The 16479-nt window shown below is 67.2% G+C and carries 16 protein-coding genes; 6 read left to right on the top strand and 10 right to left on the bottom strand.

Annotated features, from left to right (window positions below):
• Positions 1-168 precede the first annotated feature (168 nt).
• Entirely contained in the window at positions 169-2133 is a 1965-nt protein-coding gene (gene thrS, locus B9N97_RS24155; protein WP_085090216.1) for a threonine--tRNA ligase, read from the top strand.
• Positions 2134-2165: 32 nt separating this feature from the next.
• A complete protein-coding gene (gene infC / locus B9N97_RS24150; RefSeq protein ID WP_244560873.1) occupies positions 2166-2744 on the top strand; it encodes a translation initiation factor IF-3 in 579 nt (192 codons plus the stop codon).
• Positions 2745-2821: 77 nt separating this feature from the next.
• On the opposite strand, the gene B9N97_RS24145 is transcribed toward infC, so the two are convergent.
• The 3 genes from B9N97_RS24145 to B9N97_RS24135 all read right to left on the bottom strand — a co-directional run bounded on the left by B9N97_RS24145 (position 2822) and on the right by B9N97_RS24135 (position 6206).
• Positions 2822-4210, bottom strand: coding sequence for a CocE/NonD family hydrolase (locus tag B9N97_RS24145; RefSeq protein ID WP_085090215.1), 1389 nt, complete (start codon positions 4208-4210; stop codon positions 2822-2824).
• 106 nt (positions 4211-4316) lie between these two features.
• Entirely contained in the window at positions 4317-4514 is a 198-nt protein-coding gene (locus B9N97_RS24140) for a DUF2783 domain-containing protein (RefSeq protein WP_014248756.1), read from the bottom strand.
• A 24-nt stretch (positions 4515-4538) separates the two neighbouring features.
• Positions 4539-6206, bottom strand: coding sequence for an FAD-dependent oxidoreductase (locus tag B9N97_RS24135; protein WP_085090214.1), 1668 nt, complete (start codon positions 6204-6206; stop codon positions 4539-4541).
• A 262-nt stretch (positions 6207-6468) separates the two neighbouring features.
• On the opposite strand from B9N97_RS24135, the gene B9N97_RS24130 reads away from it, so the two are divergent.
• A complete protein-coding gene (locus B9N97_RS24130) occupies positions 6469-7095 on the top strand; it encodes an acyltransferase (RefSeq protein ID WP_085090213.1) in 627 nt (208 codons plus the stop codon).
• A gap of 6 nt (positions 7096-7101) precedes the next feature.
• Here B9N97_RS24130 and B9N97_RS24125 read toward each other — a convergent pair whose 3' ends face one another.
• Entirely contained in the window at positions 7102-7647 is a 546-nt protein-coding gene (locus B9N97_RS24125; RefSeq protein WP_085090212.1) for a MarR family winged helix-turn-helix transcriptional regulator, read from the bottom strand.
• Positions 7648-7805: 158 nt separating this feature from the next.
• Here B9N97_RS24125 and B9N97_RS24120 point away from each other — a divergent pair, with 158 nt between their 5' ends.
• Positions 7806-8930 carry a homogentisate 1,2-dioxygenase gene (locus B9N97_RS24120; protein WP_085090743.1) on the top strand — a complete coding sequence of 375 codons (1125 nt, stop codon included), beginning with the start codon at positions 7806-7808 and terminating at the stop codon, positions 8928-8930.
• A gap of 49 nt (positions 8931-8979) precedes the next feature.
• Complete coding sequence (locus B9N97_RS24115; protein ID WP_085090211.1) at positions 8980-9996, top strand: fumarylacetoacetate hydrolase family protein; 1017 nt, start codon at positions 8980-8982, stop codon at positions 9994-9996.
• A gap of 6 nt (positions 9997-10002) precedes the next feature.
• Here the strand turns inward: B9N97_RS24115 and B9N97_RS24110 are convergent, their stop codons facing one another.
• The 6 genes from B9N97_RS24110 to paaX form a co-directional block, all read right to left on the bottom strand.
• Positions 10003-10398, bottom strand: a complete 396-nt coding sequence (locus tag B9N97_RS24110; protein WP_085090210.1) for a helix-turn-helix domain-containing protein — start codon at positions 10396-10398, stop codon at positions 10003-10005.
• 2 nt (positions 10399-10400) lie between these two features.
• The gene (locus B9N97_RS24105; protein WP_085090209.1) at positions 10401-10697 is read right to left on the bottom strand and encodes a type II toxin-antitoxin system HigB family toxin; all 297 of its coding nucleotides are present in this window, start codon (positions 10695-10697) and stop codon (positions 10401-10403) included.
• A 95-nt stretch (positions 10698-10792) separates the two neighbouring features.
• Positions 10793-11851, bottom strand: a complete 1059-nt coding sequence (locus B9N97_RS24100; protein WP_085090208.1) for a 2Fe-2S iron-sulfur cluster-binding protein — start codon at positions 11849-11851, stop codon at positions 10793-10795.
• Positions 11852-12014: 163 nt separating this feature from the next.
• Complete coding sequence (locus B9N97_RS24095; RefSeq protein WP_085090207.1) at positions 12015-13043, bottom strand: hypothetical protein; 1029 nt, start codon at positions 13041-13043, stop codon at positions 12015-12017.
• Between the two features lie 251 nt (positions 13044-13294).
• Complete coding sequence (locus B9N97_RS24090; RefSeq protein ID WP_085090206.1) at positions 13295-13780, bottom strand: BLUF domain-containing protein; 486 nt, start codon at positions 13778-13780, stop codon at positions 13295-13297.
• Between the two features lie 134 nt (positions 13781-13914).
• On the bottom strand, positions 13915-14859 hold the full coding sequence (gene paaX / locus B9N97_RS24085; protein WP_085090205.1) for a phenylacetic acid degradation operon negative regulatory protein PaaX: 945 nt from the start codon (positions 14857-14859) through the stop codon (positions 13915-13917).
• A 447-nt stretch (positions 14860-15306) separates the two neighbouring features.
• On the opposite strand from paaX, the gene B9N97_RS24080 reads away from it, so the two are divergent.
• On the top strand, positions 15307-16473 hold the full coding sequence (locus B9N97_RS24080; protein WP_085090204.1) for an ABC transporter substrate-binding protein: 1167 nt from the start codon (positions 15307-15309) through the stop codon (positions 16471-16473).
• Positions 16474-16479: the final 6 nt, after the last annotated feature.

Genomic DNA, 16479 nt, shown 5'->3' with positions numbered 1-16479 from the left:
ACCTAACCTCCCCCGCCCAGCGGGGAGGGTTGGGGTGGGGGCAAGTGCTTGAGCCGCGCTCCCCTTGATTTCCGCCACCGCGCTTGACATTCCCCCATGCGGCGATGGAAATTTCGCGTTCCCGGCCAAGTCCGGGCACCCGATGCGGGTGAGACCAACACTAGTGAAATGGTGACTTCGGTGACGTCCAACATCGCCATCACGCTGCCCGACGGCAGCGTGCGGGAGTTCGACCGGCCGGTGACGGGGCTTGAGATTGCCCAGTCCATCGGTTCGCGCCTGGCCAAAGATGCGCTTGCCGTCAAGATCGACGGCACGGTGAAGGACCTCACCACCACCGTCACTACCAACGCCAAGATCGAGATCGTCACGCGCAACCACGCCGACGCTCTCGAGGTCATCCGCCACGACGCCGCCCATGTGCTGGCCGACGCGGTGCAGAAGCTCTATCCCGGCACGCAGGTCACGATCGGCCCGTCGATCGCCACCGGCTTCTATTATGACTTCGCGCGCGACGAGCCGTTCACGCCCGAGGATCTGGAGAAGATCGAGGCGAAGATGCGCGAGATCGTCGGGGCCGACATCCCGATCGTGCGCGAGGTGTGGGACCGCGACGAGGCGGTCGCCTACTTCAAGAAGCTCGGCGAGCATTATAAGGCCGAGCTGATCGCCGCGATCCCGCAGGGTGAGCCGGTGTCGATCTACCGCCAGGGCGACTGGCTGGATCTGTGCCGCGGGCCCCACGCCATGACGACCGGCAAGGTCGGGCAGGGCTTCAAGCTGATGAAGGTGGCCGGCGCCTATTGGCGCGGCGACAGCCGCAACCCCATGCTCCAGCGCATCTACGGCACCGCCTGGCGCGACGAGAAGGAGCTGAAGGCCTACCTGCACCAGCTGGAGGAGGCGGAGAAGCGCGACCACCGCAAGCTGGGCAAGGAACTGGATCTGTTCCATGTGCAGGAAGAGGCGGTCGGCTCGGTCTTCTGGCATCCGAAGGGCTGGACGCTCTACCAGACGCTGGAAACCTACATCCGCACCAAGCTGAAGGCCGCCGGCTATGTCGAGGTCAAGACGCCGCAGCTGATCGACAGCTCGCTGTTCAAGGCGTCGGGCCACTGGGACATGTATGGCGACAACATGTTCAAGGTGGAGGCCGACGGCGGCGAGAAGCTGCTGGGCATCAAGCCGATGAACTGCCCCGGCCATGTCCAGATCTTCCGCCATGGCCTGCGCTCCTACCGCGACCTGCCGATCCGCATGGCGGAGTTCGGCGCCTGCCACCGCAACGAGCCGTCGGGCGCGCTGCACGGCATCATGCGCGTCCGCGCCTTCACCCAGGACGACGCCCACATCTTCTGCACCGAGGATCAGGTGCAGAGCGAGGCGGCCGAGTATTTCAAGCTGCAGCTCGGCGTCTACAAGGACCTGGGCTTCGACACGATCTCGGTGAAGCTGGCGCTGCGTCCGGACGTCCGCACCGGCGCCGACGAGCTGTGGGACCGCGCCGAAGGGGCGCTGGCCCAGGCGCTGCGCGACGCCGGGCTGGAGTATGAGGAGCTGCCGGGCGAGGGCGCCTTCTACGGCCCCAAGGTGGAGTTCCACCTGACCGACGCCATCGGCCGGACCTGGCAGTGCGGCACGCTGCAGTACGATCCGAACCTGCCGGAACGACTCGATGCCAGCTACATCGGCGAGGATGGCGCCCGCCATCGGCCGATCATGCTGCACCGGGCGATCCTGGGGTCGATGGAGCGCTTCATCGGCATGCTGATCGAGCATTACGCCGGCAAGTTCCCGCTGTGGCTGTCGCCGGTGCAGGTCACCGTCGCCACCATCACCAGCGAGGCCGACGGCTATGCCGAGGAAGTGGCCAAGCTGTTGAAGCGCAAGGGCCTGCGCGTCGAACTCGACACCCGCAACGAGAAGATCAACCTGAAGGTCCGCGAGCACAGCCTGCAGAAGGTCCCCCTGATGCTGGTTGTCGGAAAGCGGGAAGCGGATGAACGGACGGTCGCGCTCCGCGTGCTGGGCGGCAAGGATCAGGAAATTCTTGCCCTCGACGCGGCGGTGAATAAACTGGTTGAGGAAGCGAGATCGCCTGCCGGCGATGCCGTGACCGATTCGCCGTTTTAACCGACCGCGCGACGCCGCCGGCCCTCCTCTGGATGGCCGGCTTCCGCGTGGTTTCAGACCATGGAGAAGCGTCCATAGCCAGGATTCCGTCCGAAGCCGCCCCGACCCGCGAAGGCCCGCGGGTTAACCGGGAGATCTCGGCTCGTTCCGTTCGTCTCGTCGGTGCCGACGGCGAGATGATCGGGGTGGTGTCGTTGCGCGATGCCCTGCTGGCCGCTGAGGATGCCGGTCTCGACCTGGTCGAGATTGCTCCCCAGGCGGAACCGCCTGTCTGCAAAATCCTCGACTATGGCAAGTTCAAGTACGAGGCGCAGAAGAAGGCGAACGAGGCCCGCAAGAAGCAGAAGATCATCGAGGTCAAGGAGATCAAGCTCCGGCCGAACATCGATGACAACGACTATGACGTGAAGATGCGCTCGGCGCGCCGTTTCCTTGAGGAAGGTGACAAGGTCAAGGTGACCCTGCGCTTCCGCGGCCGTGAAATGGCGCACCAGGATCTGGGTATGAATGTGCTGGTCCGCGTCCGCGACGAGCTGGAGGCGCTGGCGAAGGTCGAGCAGATGCCGAAGCTCGAAGGCCGCCAGATGGTCATGGTGCTGGCTCCGCGCTGACGCGGGGCGAGGTTGCGGAAAAGGCCCGTCCGGGATGCCGGACGGGCCTTTTTCATTTGTTGCGATGGGGCGGCGCCTCAGCGCAGCGGCCGGTCGTCGACGATCACGACATAGCAGGTGTGGCGGGTGAATTTGGCGCAGTTGTCGAGGGCGGCGCGGCGGGCGGCGTCCTCGCTGGGCATGCCGGCCTTCCAGCCGAAGGCGCCGTCCTGCGACACCGCGAATGCCTTGCGCCCGGCAGCCTCGACATAGGCGCCGAACTTGTCGCGGCCGGAGGCCGACAGTTCCTGCGGCGGCTCCAGCCTGACGCGGGTGCCGCGCGGCGCCTCCGCCGGGGCGGCGACTTCGGCGGTGTTGGCGGCGGAGGCGGCACCGGCCGGGCGGTCGTTGAGATAGGCGATGCGGCAGCCCTTCTGGGTGTGCGACGCGCAATTCTCCAGCGCGCCGTTCTGCGCCTCATCCAGGCTGCGCATGCCGGACTTCCAGCCATAGGCGCCGTCGGGGGACACGGCGAAGGCCTTGTTGCCGCCGGCCTCGACATAGGCGGGGAACTTGGCGCGGTTGGCGGCGGACAGCTCCGGTGGCGGGGGAAGCGCCGGCAGCGTCAGCGCCATCGGCATGTCGCGCAGCACCAGCCCGTTCTTCGCCAGGAACCGGTCGACCATCGGCGTCCATTGCGGGATGGCGGCGCTGAAGAAGCCGTGCCCGTCCTTGCCGTTGGGCGGGGCGGCGATGAACTCCGCCCGCCCGCCCTCGTGGGTGAAGGCCTCCCACAGGCGGCGGGCGAGGTCGGGACCGAAGAACAGGTCGTTCTCGGCATAGATCCACAGGGTGGGAACGCGCGAACTGCGGCCCAGCGTGCCGAAGGCGGCGACCAGCCGCTCCTCCCGGCAGACTTCGTTGTCGGCGACGGAGCCGCGGCCGCCGGCGAAGCTGATGGCCGCCTTCAGTCCCGGCGGCGGGTCGGCGCTGAGCGCGATGCTGGCCAGCCCGCCGGCCGACACGCCGACCGCGACGATGCGGCTGGCATCGGCGAAGGGCTGGGCCGCGACATAGCGGATGGCCTGACGCAGGTCCTCGGCGCTCTGGCGGGCGGAGTGCAGGTAGTCGGGGTTGCTGCAGGCGCCGGTCGTCTCGCTGTAGGGACCGTCCGACCCGCCATAGCCGCGCCGCATCACCGCCACCACCGCCCAGCCGCGCCGCGCGAACTCGCGGGCTTCCGGCAGGTAGCGCAGCGGCGTCATCTGCGCCCGGTCCCCCGGGTTGCGCGGCGTGCCGTGGCTGAGCAGGACGACGGGGTAGGGGCCGGGACCGTCCGGCCGCAGCAGCATTGCCTCCAGCGTGGCGGAACTGCCGTCGGGGAAGCGCACGGGGATCGACAGCGCCGTCTGCGTCAGCCCCTCGGCCAGGGCTTGGCCGCAGCACAGCAGCATGAGCAGCAGGGGGAGCAGGCGGCGCAGGATCATGGTCGGCGCAGTCTTCGCGTGGGGAAGGGCTCTTGCGCCTTTGTACGCCATCTTGGGCTTGGCGTCAGGGGGGAGGTGGGGGCGGGCCGCCTCCCCCCCACCTCCGTTACTCCACCCCCTGCCGCGCCACGCGCAACGCCTCGGCCAGAACCTCTGCGTCGCCGATGTGGTTGGCGAGCAGCAGGATCAGCTTGGCGTTCAGGCGGGTGCTCTGGTCGGGGGTCAGGTCGCGGTGGCTGTCGATCAGCAACTGGTACACGTCGTCCGGGCTGGCGAAACGCTGCTCGGTCATCAGTTTGGCCATGGGAGGGCTCCACGAGTTCAAAAATCAGCGCCCGGTGGCGCGGTTCAGCGCGGCGGACAGCGCGTCCGCGTCGAAGCGGCGCCAGCGGGCGGCGATGTGCTGGTCGGGGCGGATCAGATAGACGCTGCCCGGCGTCAGGTCGTAGCGCTCGCGCAGGCGGCCGGCGCTGTCGACCAGTTCCCCGGCGATGCCGCGCCGCCGCTCGGTCACCGCGTGCCAGGCCAGCGGCAGCGGCCCGGCGGCAAGACCGTCCAGCGCCTCCGCCACCTCCGCCGGGACCGGCCCGCCCATTTCATCGCCGGCGGCGGCGTAGAGCACGGTGAAGCGGCCGTCCAGCGCCTCCATCAGCCAGCCGGCATGGCCGTCGCGTTCCACCGGCGCGTCGGTGGCGGGCGCTCCGGGCACCATCCGGCCGGCGAAGGCGTCGCTGTCCGGCGTGTTCAGCGGGCTGTCGGTGTAGGTGGTGGGGGTGGACAGCCGGCCGGAATTGACCAGCGAGCGGGCGAAGGGCTGGTCGACCGCAAGCTCCAGCACGGCGTCGCGGAAGACGCGGCTCATCTCGCTCTTCGGCGTGATGAAGTCGGTGGAGCGGGTGGAGTTCAGGATGTTCTCCTTCGCCGCCGTGACCCGTTCGTCGCTGTAGCTGTCGAGCAGCGAGTCGGGCGCCTTGCCGTCCAGCACCAGCGCCAGCTTCCACACCAGATTGTCGGCGTCGGGCACGCCGCTGTTGGCGCCGCGGGCACCGAAGGGCGAGACCTGATGGGCCGAATCGCCGGCGAACAGGATGCGGCCATGACGGAACCGCTCCAGCCGGCGGCACTGGAAGGTGTAGACCGACACCCATTCCAGCTCGAACGGCGTGTCGGCGCCCAGCATCGCCTGGACGCGGGGAATGACGCGCTCCGGCTTCTTCTCTTCCTCCGGGTCGGCATCCCAGCCCAGCTGGAAATCCAGGCGCCAGACATTGTCGGGCTGCATGTGCAGCAGGGCCGACTGCTTGCGGTGGAAGGGCGGGTCGAACCAGAACCAGCGCTCCGCCGGGAAATCGGCCTTCATCACCACGTCGGCGATCAGGAAGCGGTCCTTGAACACCTCTCCCTGGAATTCCAGCCCCAGCATCTTGCGCACCGACGACTTGGCGCCGTCGCAGGCGATGACCCAATCGGCCTCCACCGCATGGACGCCGTCGGGCGTCTCGACCTGCAGGACGACATGGTCGGCCTCCTGCTTGGCCGAGATGACGCGGGAGAGCCAGCGCAGGTCGATCAGCTCGCTTTTCCGCGCTTCCGTGACCAGGAAATCCTCCAGATAATATTGCTGGAGGTTGATGAAGGCGGGGATCTTGTGGTCCGGCTCCGGCAGCAGGTCGAACTGGTAGACCATGCGGTCGCCGTTGAAGACCTTGCCGATCTTCCACACCACGCCCTTGTCGATCATGCGCTGGCCGACGCCCAGCCGGTCCCACACCTCCAGCGCCCGCTTGGCATAGCAGACGGCGCGGCTGCCGACGCTGACGGTGTCCTCGGCGTCGAGCACCACCACCGGCACGCCCTTGCGCGCGAAGTCGAGCGCGGCGGTCAGCCCGACCGGGCCGGCGCCGATGACCACCACCGGATGGCGCCGGACCGTGCCGGTGCGCTGTTCCTCCGACGGTGTGAAGCTGTATTTCGGATAGCTGAAGGTCGCGTGCATTGGGCGTTTCCTCCCCCGGAAACCATGACAGGACGCGTTGGCGGCCCGGCCGCGGAGCGGTCGGCTTTGCGGTGATTTGTTATTGTTGCCAACGATACAGTTGCATTTGATACCAATCAAGCCCCGATCCGACGGCCGGAGACGGCGTTGGCGAAGCGATACAGGTATGTTCACTATGACGGAAAATCAGTATCGCGTACAGCGCGCGGCGGTGTAGCCTTGCAGCAAAAGACCGGAAAGAGAAACCGAGGAGCGCCCGACCATGCCCAACCCTACCTTGCCGCGCCCCACCGTCTATGCCATCGACGGCGTGATCCCCGTCATCGACCCGACCGCATTCGTCCATCCCTCCGCCGTGCTGATCGGCGACGTGGTGGTGGGGCCGGGCTGCTATGTCGGCCCCTGCGCCAGCCTGCGCGGCGATTTCGGCAGGATCGTGCTGCAGCGGGGCAGCAACGTGCAGGACAACTGCACGATCCACGCCTTCCCCGGCCATGATGCCATCGTCGAGGAGGACGGGCATGTTGGCCATGGCGCCGTGCTGCACGGCTGCATCGTCCGGCGCAACGCGCTGGTCGGCATGAATGTGGTGGTGATGGACGGGGCGGAGATCGGCGAGGAGTCGATCGTCGCCGCCATGGCCTTCGTCAAGGCCGGCTTCGTCGTGCCACCGCGCACGCTGGCGGCCGGCCTGCCGGCCAAGGTGATGCGCGAGCTGCGGCCCGAGGAGGTTGCCTGGAAGTCGGAAGGCACGGAGGAATACCAGCGCCTCGCCCGCCGCTCGCTCGCCACCATGGTCGCCTGCGCCCCCCTGGAGGCGGAGGAACCCGGCCGCGGCCGCGTGGATGCCGGCACCAGCCAGCCGCTGCACAAGGTGAAGGGGGGCTGAGCGGCTTTACTCCTCCACAGGCTCCACCTGTGCGGCGACAGGCGCCGGGCGGGCGGCCAGCTGGTCGGCGCGGGCCTGCAGCTTGGACAGCAGAGTGTCGAGCTGCGCGCGCTCGTCGATCGACAGGGCGTCGGTGACCTCGTCCTCATAGGTCAGGGCCATCGGCACGATCTCGGCATAGATCGCCAGAGCCTTCGGCGTCAGGGTGAGCAGGGCCTTGCGCCGGTCGGTGTCGCCCGATTCGCGCAGGATCAGGCTCGAGTCGAGCATGCGGCTGATGGCGCGGCTGACCTGCACCTTGTCCATGGCGGTGCGCTGCGCGATCTCTCCCGCGCTCATCGTCTCGCCGCCGCCCAGCACGGCGATGATCCGCCATTCCGGGATGGTGATGCCGAACCGCTTCTCGTACAGCTTGGCCAGCGTGTGGCTGACGGTATTCGCCAGCACCGACAGCCGGTAAGGCAGGAAGCGCGTCAGGTGCAGAGCCGGGATGTCGGCCGGCGCGGCAGCGGATTTCGATGATGCGGTTCTGGAACGGCGGGCGGGCGGCATCGGCTGTCGTCGTCTGTAGGAGGAATCGCGGAGGATCCCATCCTGCGCCGGAATTTGGCTCTTGCAACAGTTTCAAACGAAACTAAAATGGCGGCAACGGAACAAGCCTGCCGGTGCCCGATGCGGAAGCAGCCGGCGGCATGGAATGGGGAAGCGCCATGAAGAACTGGATTTCGTTTCCGAAGGTCGAAGGCAACGCGTCGCGTCAGGCCCATGTCCGGCTCCCCGCCGGCACCTACGAGCGCGAGATGGGGCGCGAGGGCTTCTTCGGCCCGGCGACCCAGATGCACCATGCCCACCCGCCGACCGGCTGGACCAGCTTCGACGGGCCGCTGCGCCCGCGCGCCTTCGACCTGAACCATGTCGACACAATGCCGGGTTGTCCCTTGGAGGCGCCCGCCCTGCTGGGCAACGGGGCGACCCAGCTGCGGCTGTGGCGCTTCAAGGGCAAGATGGACCATCTGGTCCGCAACGCCGACGGCGACGACCTGCTGTTCTTCCACCAGGGCGGCGGCCACCTCTATTGCGACTACGGCCATCTGGAGGTGCGCGAGGGCGACTATGTCGTGCTGCCGCGCAACACCTGCTGGCGGCTGGAGACGGACGAGGCGGTGATGGTGCTGATGGTGGAGGCCACCAACGACGCCTACAAGCTGCCGCACAAGGGGCTGGTCGGCACCCACGCCATCTTCGACCCGGCGGTGCTGGACGTCCCGGCGCTGGACGACGCCTTCCAGGCGCAGAAGCACGAGCGCGAGACGCTGGTCCGGGTCAGGAAGCGCGGGCAGATCTGCGCCATGACCTATCCGTTCAACCCGCTGGACGCGGTGGGCTGGCACGGCGATCTGGCGCCGGTGCGGCTGAACTGGCGCGACATCCGGCCGCTGATGAGCCACCGTTACCACCTGCCGCCCTCGGCGCACAGCACCTGGATCGCAGGGCGCTTCATCATCTGCACCTTCGTGCCGCGCCCCATCGAGTCGGACCCGGAGGCGCTGAAGCTGCCCTATTATCATTCCAACGAGGATTTCGACGAGGTGCTGTTCTATCACCGCGGCCAGTTCTTCTCGCGCGACAACATCCATCCCGGCATGGTCACCTATCACCCCTCGGGCTTCCCGCACGGGCCGCACCCGAAGGCCTATGAGGTGGCGCAGAAGTTCGAGCGCAAGGAGACCGACGAGGTCGCGGTGATGATCGACACCCGCGATCCGCTGGACGTCTATCAGGCGATGGAAGGCGTCGAATGGGGCGGCTACGCCGACAGCTGGAAGGCGAAATGAGCGGCCATAAGGTCGCCGGACGCCGAATTCTGAGGAAGGGAAGAGACGAATGAAGCTGGCAAGTTTGAAGGCGGGCGGGCGCGACGGCACCCTGGTGGTGGTGTCGCGCGACCTGACCCGCGCCACCCCGGTGCCGGAGATCGCCCGCACGCTGCAGGCGGCGCTGGACGACTGGACGGCGCTGGCGCCGAAGCTGGAGGAGGCCTACCGTGCGCTGAACGCCGATCCGGCGATCGGCCAACCCTTTGATCCGTCGCAGGCGGCGTCGCCGCTGCCGCGCGCCTACCAGTGGGCGGACGGGTCGGCCTACGTCAACCATGTGGAGCTGGTCCGCAAGGCGCGCGGGGCGGAGATGCCGCCCAGCTTCTGGACCGATCCGCTGATGTATCAGGGCTGTTCCGACAGCTTCCTGGCGCCGACCGACCCGATCCCGGCGGCGACCGAGGCCTGGGGCATCGATTTCGAGGCAGAGATCGCCGTCATCACCGGCGACGTGCCGATGGGCGTTTCGGCCGAGGCGGCGGGCGGCCACATCCGGCTGCTGATGCTGGTCAACGACGTCAGCTTGCGCAACCTGATCCCGGCGGAACTGGGCAAGGGCTTCGGCTTCTTCCAGTCCAAGCCGGCCTCCAGCTTCTCCCCCGTCGCGGTGACGCCGGACGAGCTGGGCGACGCCTGGGACGGCGGCAAGCTGCACCGGCCGCTGGTGACGACGCTGAACGGCGAAGCTTTCGGCAAGCCGGATGCCGGGGTCGACATGACCTTCGACTTTCCGACGCTGATCGCCCACGCCGCCAAGACCCGCCATCTGGCGGCCGGCAGCATCATCGGGTCGGGCACCGTGTCGAACAAGCTGGACGGCGGCCCCGGCAAGCCGGTCGCGGCCGGTGGCGTCGGCTATTCCTGCCTCGCCGAGTTGCGGATGATCGAAACCATCGAGCACGGCGCGCCGAAGACCCCCTTCATGCGCTTCGGCGACCGCGTGCGGATCGAGCTGTTCGACAAGGACGGCGCCAGCGTGTTCGGTGCCATCGACCAGCAGGTGGTGCGGTACGAGGGGGCTTGAGGAAGGTCAGGCTGTCGGCGTTTCCGGCCGGCGGCGGAGCGGGTAGGGACGGATCAGGGCTTCGGCCGGGATCCGCCACTCCCGATGCAGTTTCCAGGCCTGCTCAAGTGTCAGGTGGCGGGTGCGGTTCATGACCTCGGATGCCCGCGCCTTGGAGCCCAGCAGTTCGGCCAAGTCCTTCTGCCGCTTACCCGTCTGTTCCATGCGGGCGCGCAGGGCGTCGGGTGCTTCGGGCGGGTCGATCGGCCAATGTTCGTCCTCATACCGCTCGATAACCAGGGCAAGCAGGTCGAACCGGTCGGCCTCAGGGGTTCCCGGTTCGGGTTCCTGCTCGAAATACGGCTCGATCTCGCGCAGAGCCCAGTCGTAGTCGGCTTCGGTCTTCAGCGGGCGGATATCCATGGTCAGACGGTCTCCGGGTCGATGCGGTCGTAGTCCTTGTGCGTACCAACGAACTTCACCAGAACGCGCTTGAAGCGATAGGCGACATGGACGATGAGGCGGTATTTGTTGCCGCCGATGTCGAAGATCACGCGGTTGTCCGCAATGAAATCAACCGTGGACCCGAATTCACGCTTGATGTCCGCCGGTGACTGCCATGACGCGCTCTTCACCTGTGCATACCATACCTCCAGCGGCGCTTCCGCCTGGGGATGACGGTCCCAGAACTCTTTCAGCGTTCGCCGGGCTATGATCTGCATGGCATCAGATTAGCAAGTTCCATATTTGGGAACAACGGAAAGAAAACGCCCGGACCAGTGCGATCCAGGCGTTTTCATCGTCGTCGTGATTCACTTTACCCCAGTGCGCCGGCCAGCAGGCGTTCCGGTGGCGGGGCTTCGGGGATGTGCTGGGAGACGTAGCCTTCGCTGTGGATCTGGTCGTCCCGGGCGCCCAGCGCGCGGGCGGCGGCGACGCAGGACTCGACGAAGGCGGGGCTGCCGGCGGTGAAGATGGCGTGGCCGGACAGGTCGGGGAACAGGTCGGGCAGGATGGCGGGGATGCGGCCCTTCAGATGACCGGCGGCCTCCTCGCGCGTCAGGGTCACCTTGACCTTGAAGTTGCGGTATCTGGCCTGCCAGTAGCTGAGCAGCCCCAGCTCATACACGTCGGCCTGCGTGCAGGCGGAGAACAGCAGCGTCACCGGCGGGCGGTAGCCGCGGCGCAGCGCCGCGTCGGTCAGCGCCAGGATGGGGGCGAGGCCGGAGCCGGCGGCCATGCACAGCACCGGACTGTCCACCGACGGGTCGCCGATGAAGGTGCCGTAGGGGCCGGACAGCTTCACCATGCTGCCGACGGTGAGCGTGTCGTGGATCCAGTTGCTGGTCGGGCCGCCATCGACGCGGGTCACCTGCAGCACGATCTCGCCGTCGGGACGGGGCGCGTTGGCGATGGAATAGCAGCGCGGCGGCGCGCCGGCCGCGGCATCGCCCAGCATCACATACTGCCCCGGCCAGTAGCGCAGCGGCTGGCCCAGCGGGCGCAGGCGCAGCTCGACGATGCGCGGCGTGCGCGGGATGCGGTCGGTGACGATGAACAGCACATTCTCGCGCGGCGGGAACAGCTTGGGCTGGGCGTCGGCGGTGCCGTATTCGATCACCAGCTCGTCGGAGATCGGCTTGGCCATGCACATCAGGCCATAGCCGTCCTTCCGCTCGGGCTGGGACAGCGCCATGTCCAGCACCATGCCCTGGTCGAACTGGCCGCTGAGAACCTTGACCTTGCATTCGCCGCACGCGCCGGCGCGGCAGTTGTTGGGCAGGGCGTAGCCGGCCTGTTCCAGCGCCGACAGGACGGTCTCGCCGTCGCGGCACTCGACCGTGCGGCCCGAGGGGTGGAGGCGGATGCGGCTCACCGGGGGGATCCTTGGGGTCGTTTTACAGAGGGACACTTGCCCCCACCCCGACCCTCCCCCGCTTCGCAGGGGAGGGAGCAAGTGCTGATACGGGAGAGTGGCGGCAGTCCCCTCCCCTGCGAAGCGGGGGAGGGTTAGGGTGGGGGCAAGTCGGATCGGCGCCTCAGAACACCGGAATGATCTCGTCCATGTCGACGTCCCGGACTTCCTCGCCGGTGATGCCGACCTCCGGGATCGCCGGGAAGGGGATGCCGTAGCGGTCCAGCACGCCCTTCAGGTTCAGCATGGCGTTGCGCCAGTTCTCCTTCTTCGCCTCGTAATCCGGGATGTGGAAACCGGCGTTGCGGGCGATGGCCTCGGCCTCGCGCTGGGTGGCGATGAAGTCGTCGGGCAGGTCCCAGAACTGGGGCGGCGGCTCGAACAGGACGGCGGACAGGAACAGGTAGCCGGCGCGGATCTGCTTGGTGATGATCGACCGGTCCTCCACCGCCAGATGGGGGTAGTCGCGCTCCATCACCGACATGCAGATCGCCATGTGGCGGCCCTCGTCGCGGCCGATGTTGCGGAATGCCTCCTTGAACACCGGCTCGCTGCAGCCGGCCGCCATCTGGTGGAAGATGGTCGCCGCCGCGATCTCGCCCATCAGGAAGGAGCTGAACAGCACGGCCAGCGAGTATTTCGGAACCGCCTTCTTGTAGCCGTCCCAATAGCGACCGCCATTGTAGTACAGCCAGTGGGCGTTCTTCTGCAGCCGGCGGCCGAGATCGGTCTTCGGCTCGTAGGTCAGCGGGCTGGTGGCCTCCAGCAGCTTGGTGATGGCCAGACCGCACATCTGCTCGTGGTTCTGCTCGTCCCGGGTGACGGAGAAGAAGCAGCGGCGGACGGGATCCTCCTCATGCACCTCGTAGGTCTTGATCAGGGCATGGGCGAAGACCGGCGGGGCCGAGGCGTCGAACACCGACAGGATGGTCCACCAATAGGCGATGGCCTCCCGCTCCTCCCAGCTGTAGCGCGACACGTCGAAGCTGTCCCAGGGCAGCTTGGCCGGATCCCAGTTCTCGCGCTGGGCGGCGGCATAGACCTCTTCCAGCTTCTTGGTCTGCGACACCCAGGACAGCGGGTAGACGTTCGGCTGCGGCGTGGCGGGGGGCAGCTCCATCGTGTTGGCGATGGGGGTGTAGTCCTTGGACATGGGGGCGTTTCCTCCGGGAGCATTCCGCGGGCGCTCACATTACCATCGGCGCCCTGTGGTCTTTATATGACACAAAATTCTTCCTCTATCAACGGTATCTGTATCACGTTAATCAGCCCGGAAAACGGTGCCAAACTTTTGATTTCAAAAGAGAATGCATGCGCATGCGCCGAATTGATCCAGATCAATTCGTTCGCAAAGCGGATTTCATGCGGCAATGCGGTATCGGAAGACGGAGTCTCCGCCGGGGGTCAGGCCGCTTCGAAGAGGGGGATGTTGCCGCGCACGAGTTCGCGTGCCGCCGGATCAATGTCGGCGACGATGCAGGCGTGCATGTAGGCCCGCGCCAGGACGTCCAGCGCGAAGTCGGCGTCATGCGAGCGGCGGCGGAACTCCTCGATCCTGACCGGAGACCCGAAGACCGCCTGCCATAAGGTCGGTGTGTCGAGCGGGCCGAAATTCATCGCCCAGAAGCCGAAATTGGGCTGCCCAACCGTGGTTTCGCGCAGCAGCAGCTCGACCTTGGTGTGGCGGGCGTCGGCGGCGATGTGGGCGAAAAGCGTCTCCACCACATCCGGTTCGCCTTCCAGCACCTGGAGGAAGATGCCCTCGAACTCCACCAGGAAGCCGGTCACGCCCAACTCGCGGTTCTTGCGGGCGCTGAACAGGCAGATATCGGCCAAGGCGCTGTAGGGCAGCCGGTCGACGGCCTCGCTGCGGTAGACGATGGTCAGCATGGGCGGCGTTCCGGTGGTGGTCGGATGACGATCCCAGCTTACAGCGATAGCTTGCATTTTATGTATGAACTTTAGGCCGAGGGGGCGGCCTCCGCCGGTGCCCTTTGTCGCAGATCGCTGGGCAGTCCACCGGTTCAGCCCGCCGGTATGCTCTCCAGCCCGCCGAACCGGCCGTGGAAGGCGGGTTGGGCATCGGGCAGCGGCCCGTTGGCGGTGGTCGCAGCCTGCATCAGGAAGGATTCAGACGGGCCGGCGAGGCGGCGGTAGAGGTTGCGGGTCAGCATCCGCGATTCCTGGCCCGGCCAGTCCGCCGGCAGCAGGTCGGGCGGCAGCATCGGGTCGCGCAGCAGGATGCGGCGGAAATCATGGATCATCAGCGTGCGCAGGACGAAGCAGGCGGCGGGGGCCGGCGCCTCTGCGGCGTCGATCGCCGCCCAGACCGGACGGAAGTGATCCAAAAACGCCGCATAGTCGTGTTCGAGCTGGTCGATGTCCCAGCAGCCGCGCACCAGATCGCGCAGCGCGCCGAACCCTTCCGCCCGGTCCAGGCTGGCCTTCATGTGGACGATCCTGTCGGCGACCCCGAGTTCGGCCAGCGAGCGGTGCATCGCCGCCTCGTCGCAGTTGGGATGGGCGTAGACGGTGGCCGACGCGGCACCGAAGCCCTGCCAGGTCAGCTCCCGCCGCAGGGCGTCGCGCGTCTCGGCGTCCAGCGCGTTGGGCGGCACCATCAGCAGGTCCCAGCCGCGGTCCCATTCACGGGCCAGCGGCGCGTAGATCCGCCGTTCCGCCGCTGCGAAGCGTTCCTTCCCGCTGTCGGTGACGCGATAGAAGCTGCGCCGGCCGATCTGGGTGTTGGTCAGCCAGTCGTCCTTGCCCAGGCGGAAGACCGAGGTGCGGACGATCCGCTCGCTCATCCCGAACAGCCCCATCAGTTCGATCAGGCTGCCCAGCCACAGCGATCCGCCATGCGGCAGCACCGCGTCGCCATAGACGGTGATGATCAGCGACTTCGCCCGCGGCGCGATGGCTTCGGTCAGCTGGGCGGCGAGGTCTTCGGGGCGGCGCGGGCGGGCCATGCGGGTGGGGCGTCCTTATGGGTGCGGCTTGTGATGCGGGCGGAGTGGAACGAGACGGCACGACGGAGTTGTATACGAAACCCGGTGCCGGTTGGGCCAGTGCCACGACAGCGCGGGCGGCCGGGGCGGAAACAGCGGCGGCGGCCGATAGGAGGCAATCCGGACTTTCCGTTTGACAATCATTAATGTGATACACTAGGTTGGTCGTGCAAAGTAAATTTGTGTCATAAAACGAAATGACGATTCCCGTAGCGCAAGCCGGAGGGATCGCAAAGGGAAGGGGAGGCGGGCGGCAACATCCGTACTTCGATTGTGGTCACGCCTGCTGAAATTTTTCTTCCGAAACGATTTCGTTTGAAACATTATGTGAAGCAAATCGTCCCGCAGCACGGGGATCGGGCCGCTGCCCGGCCTGGTGCAAAGGGGGGCAGCACTCGGGAGGACATCATGCGCAAAAGCCTGCTTGCCACCATTGCCTTCACCGCCATGACCGCCATGACGGCGGCGTCCGGCCTGCTGTCCGGGGCGGCGCAGGCCGCGGACCCGATCAAGGTCGGCGCCATCGTCTCTGCCACCGGCCCGGCCTCCTTCCTCGGCGATCCGGAGAAGAAGGTGCTGGAGCTGTACGCCGACCGCATCAACAAGGCGGGCGGCGTCGACGGCCGACAGGTCCAGCTGACCGTCTATGACGACGGCGGCGCGGCCGACAAGGCGGCCTCCTTCACCAAGCGCCTGATCGAGAGCGACGGCGTCGACGTGATCGTCGGCGGCACCACGACGGCGGCGACCATGGCGGCGGTGCCGCTGGTGGAGCGGGCCGGCGTGCCCTTCATCTCGCTGGCCGGCGCGGTGGTGATCGTCGAGCCGGTGAAGAAGTGGGTGTTCAAGACCCCCCACACCGACCGCATGGCCGCGGAAAAGGTGATGGAGGACATGAAGAAGCGCGGGCTGACCAAGCTGGCGCTGTTGTCCGAGGATAGCGGCTTCGGCAAGTCGGGCCGCGAGCAGACGCTGGCCGTCGCCAAGGAGCGCGGGATCGAACTGGTCGCCGACGAGACCTATGGCGCCAAGGACACCGACGTCACCGCGCAGCTGACCAAGATCAAGAACACCGCGTCGGCGCAGGCGGTTCTGGTGTTCGGCCTGGGCCAGGGGCCGGCGGTGGTGACCAAGAACTACCGCCAGCTCGGCATCTCGCTGCCGCTGTACCAGTCGCACGGCGTCGCGTCGAAGGAATACATCCGTCTGGCCGGTGGCGCCGCCGAGGGTGTCCGCCTGCCGGCCGCCGGTCTGGTCGTCGCCGCCCAGCTGCCCGACAGCGACCCGCAGAAGAAGGTCGTGACCGAGTTCACCAAGGTCTACGAGGACAGCTTCAATTCGGAGGTCTCGACCTTCGCCGGCCATGCCTATGACGGGCTGATGATCGCGCTGGACGCGGTGAAGCGCGCCGGCGGCACCGACAAGGCCAAGCTGCGCGACGCCATCGAGCAGACCAAGGGCTATGTCGGCACCGGCGGCACCGTGACCATGAGCCCGAAGGACCACATGGGCCTGACGCTGGACGCCTTCCACATGGTGGAGGTCAAGCAGGGTGACTGGTCGCTGGTGAAGTGAGCCCAG

The organism is Azospirillum oryzae, assembly GCF_900177515.1.
In the GTDB taxonomy this organism is placed as follows: domain Bacteria; phylum Pseudomonadota; class Alphaproteobacteria; order Azospirillales; family Azospirillaceae; genus Azospirillum; species Azospirillum oryzae_A.
This window is presented reverse-complemented; position numbering and strand designations above follow the sequence as displayed.

Coding starts and splice junctions, on each gene's coding strand:
- thrS (WP_085090216.1), top strand. CDS start 169: ATGGTGACTTCGGTGACGTCCAACATCGCCATCACGCTGCCCGACGGC.
- infC (WP_244560873.1), top strand. CDS start 2,166: ATGGCCGGCTTCCGCGTGGTTTCAGACCATGGAGAAGCGTCCATAGCC.
- B9N97_RS24145 (WP_085090215.1), bottom strand. CDS start 4,210: ATGATCCTGCGCCGCCTGCTCCCCCTGCTGCTCATGCTGCTGTGCTGC.
- B9N97_RS24140 (WP_014248756.1), bottom strand. CDS start 4,514: ATGGCCAAACTGATGACCGAGCAGCGTTTCGCCAGCCCGGACGACGTG.
- B9N97_RS24135 (WP_085090214.1), bottom strand. CDS start 6,206: ATGCACGCGACCTTCAGCTATCCGAAATACAGCTTCACACCGTCGGAG.
- B9N97_RS24130 (WP_085090213.1), top strand. CDS start 6,469: ATGCCCAACCCTACCTTGCCGCGCCCCACCGTCTATGCCATCGACGGC.
- B9N97_RS24125 (WP_085090212.1), bottom strand. CDS start 7,647: ATGCCGCCCGCCCGCCGTTCCAGAACCGCATCATCGAAATCCGCTGCC.
- B9N97_RS24120 (WP_085090743.1), top strand. CDS start 7,806: ATGAAGAACTGGATTTCGTTTCCGAAGGTCGAAGGCAACGCGTCGCGT.
- B9N97_RS24115 (WP_085090211.1), top strand. CDS start 8,980: ATGAAGCTGGCAAGTTTGAAGGCGGGCGGGCGCGACGGCACCCTGGTG.
- B9N97_RS24110 (WP_085090210.1), bottom strand. CDS start 10,398: ATGGATATCCGCCCGCTGAAGACCGAAGCCGACTACGACTGGGCTCTG.
- B9N97_RS24105 (WP_085090209.1), bottom strand. CDS start 10,697: ATGCAGATCATAGCCCGGCGAACGCTGAAAGAGTTCTGGGACCGTCAT.
- B9N97_RS24095 (WP_085090207.1), bottom strand. CDS start 13,043: ATGTCCAAGGACTACACCCCCATCGCCAACACGATGGAGCTGCCCCCC.
- B9N97_RS24090 (WP_085090206.1), bottom strand. CDS start 13,780: ATGCTGACCATCGTCTACCGCAGCGAGGCCGTCGACCGGCTGCCCTAC.
- paaX (WP_085090205.1), bottom strand. CDS start 14,859: ATGGCCCGCCCGCGCCGCCCCGAAGACCTCGCCGCCCAGCTGACCGAA.
- B9N97_RS24080 (WP_085090204.1), top strand. CDS start 15,307: ATGCGCAAAAGCCTGCTTGCCACCATTGCCTTCACCGCCATGACCGCC.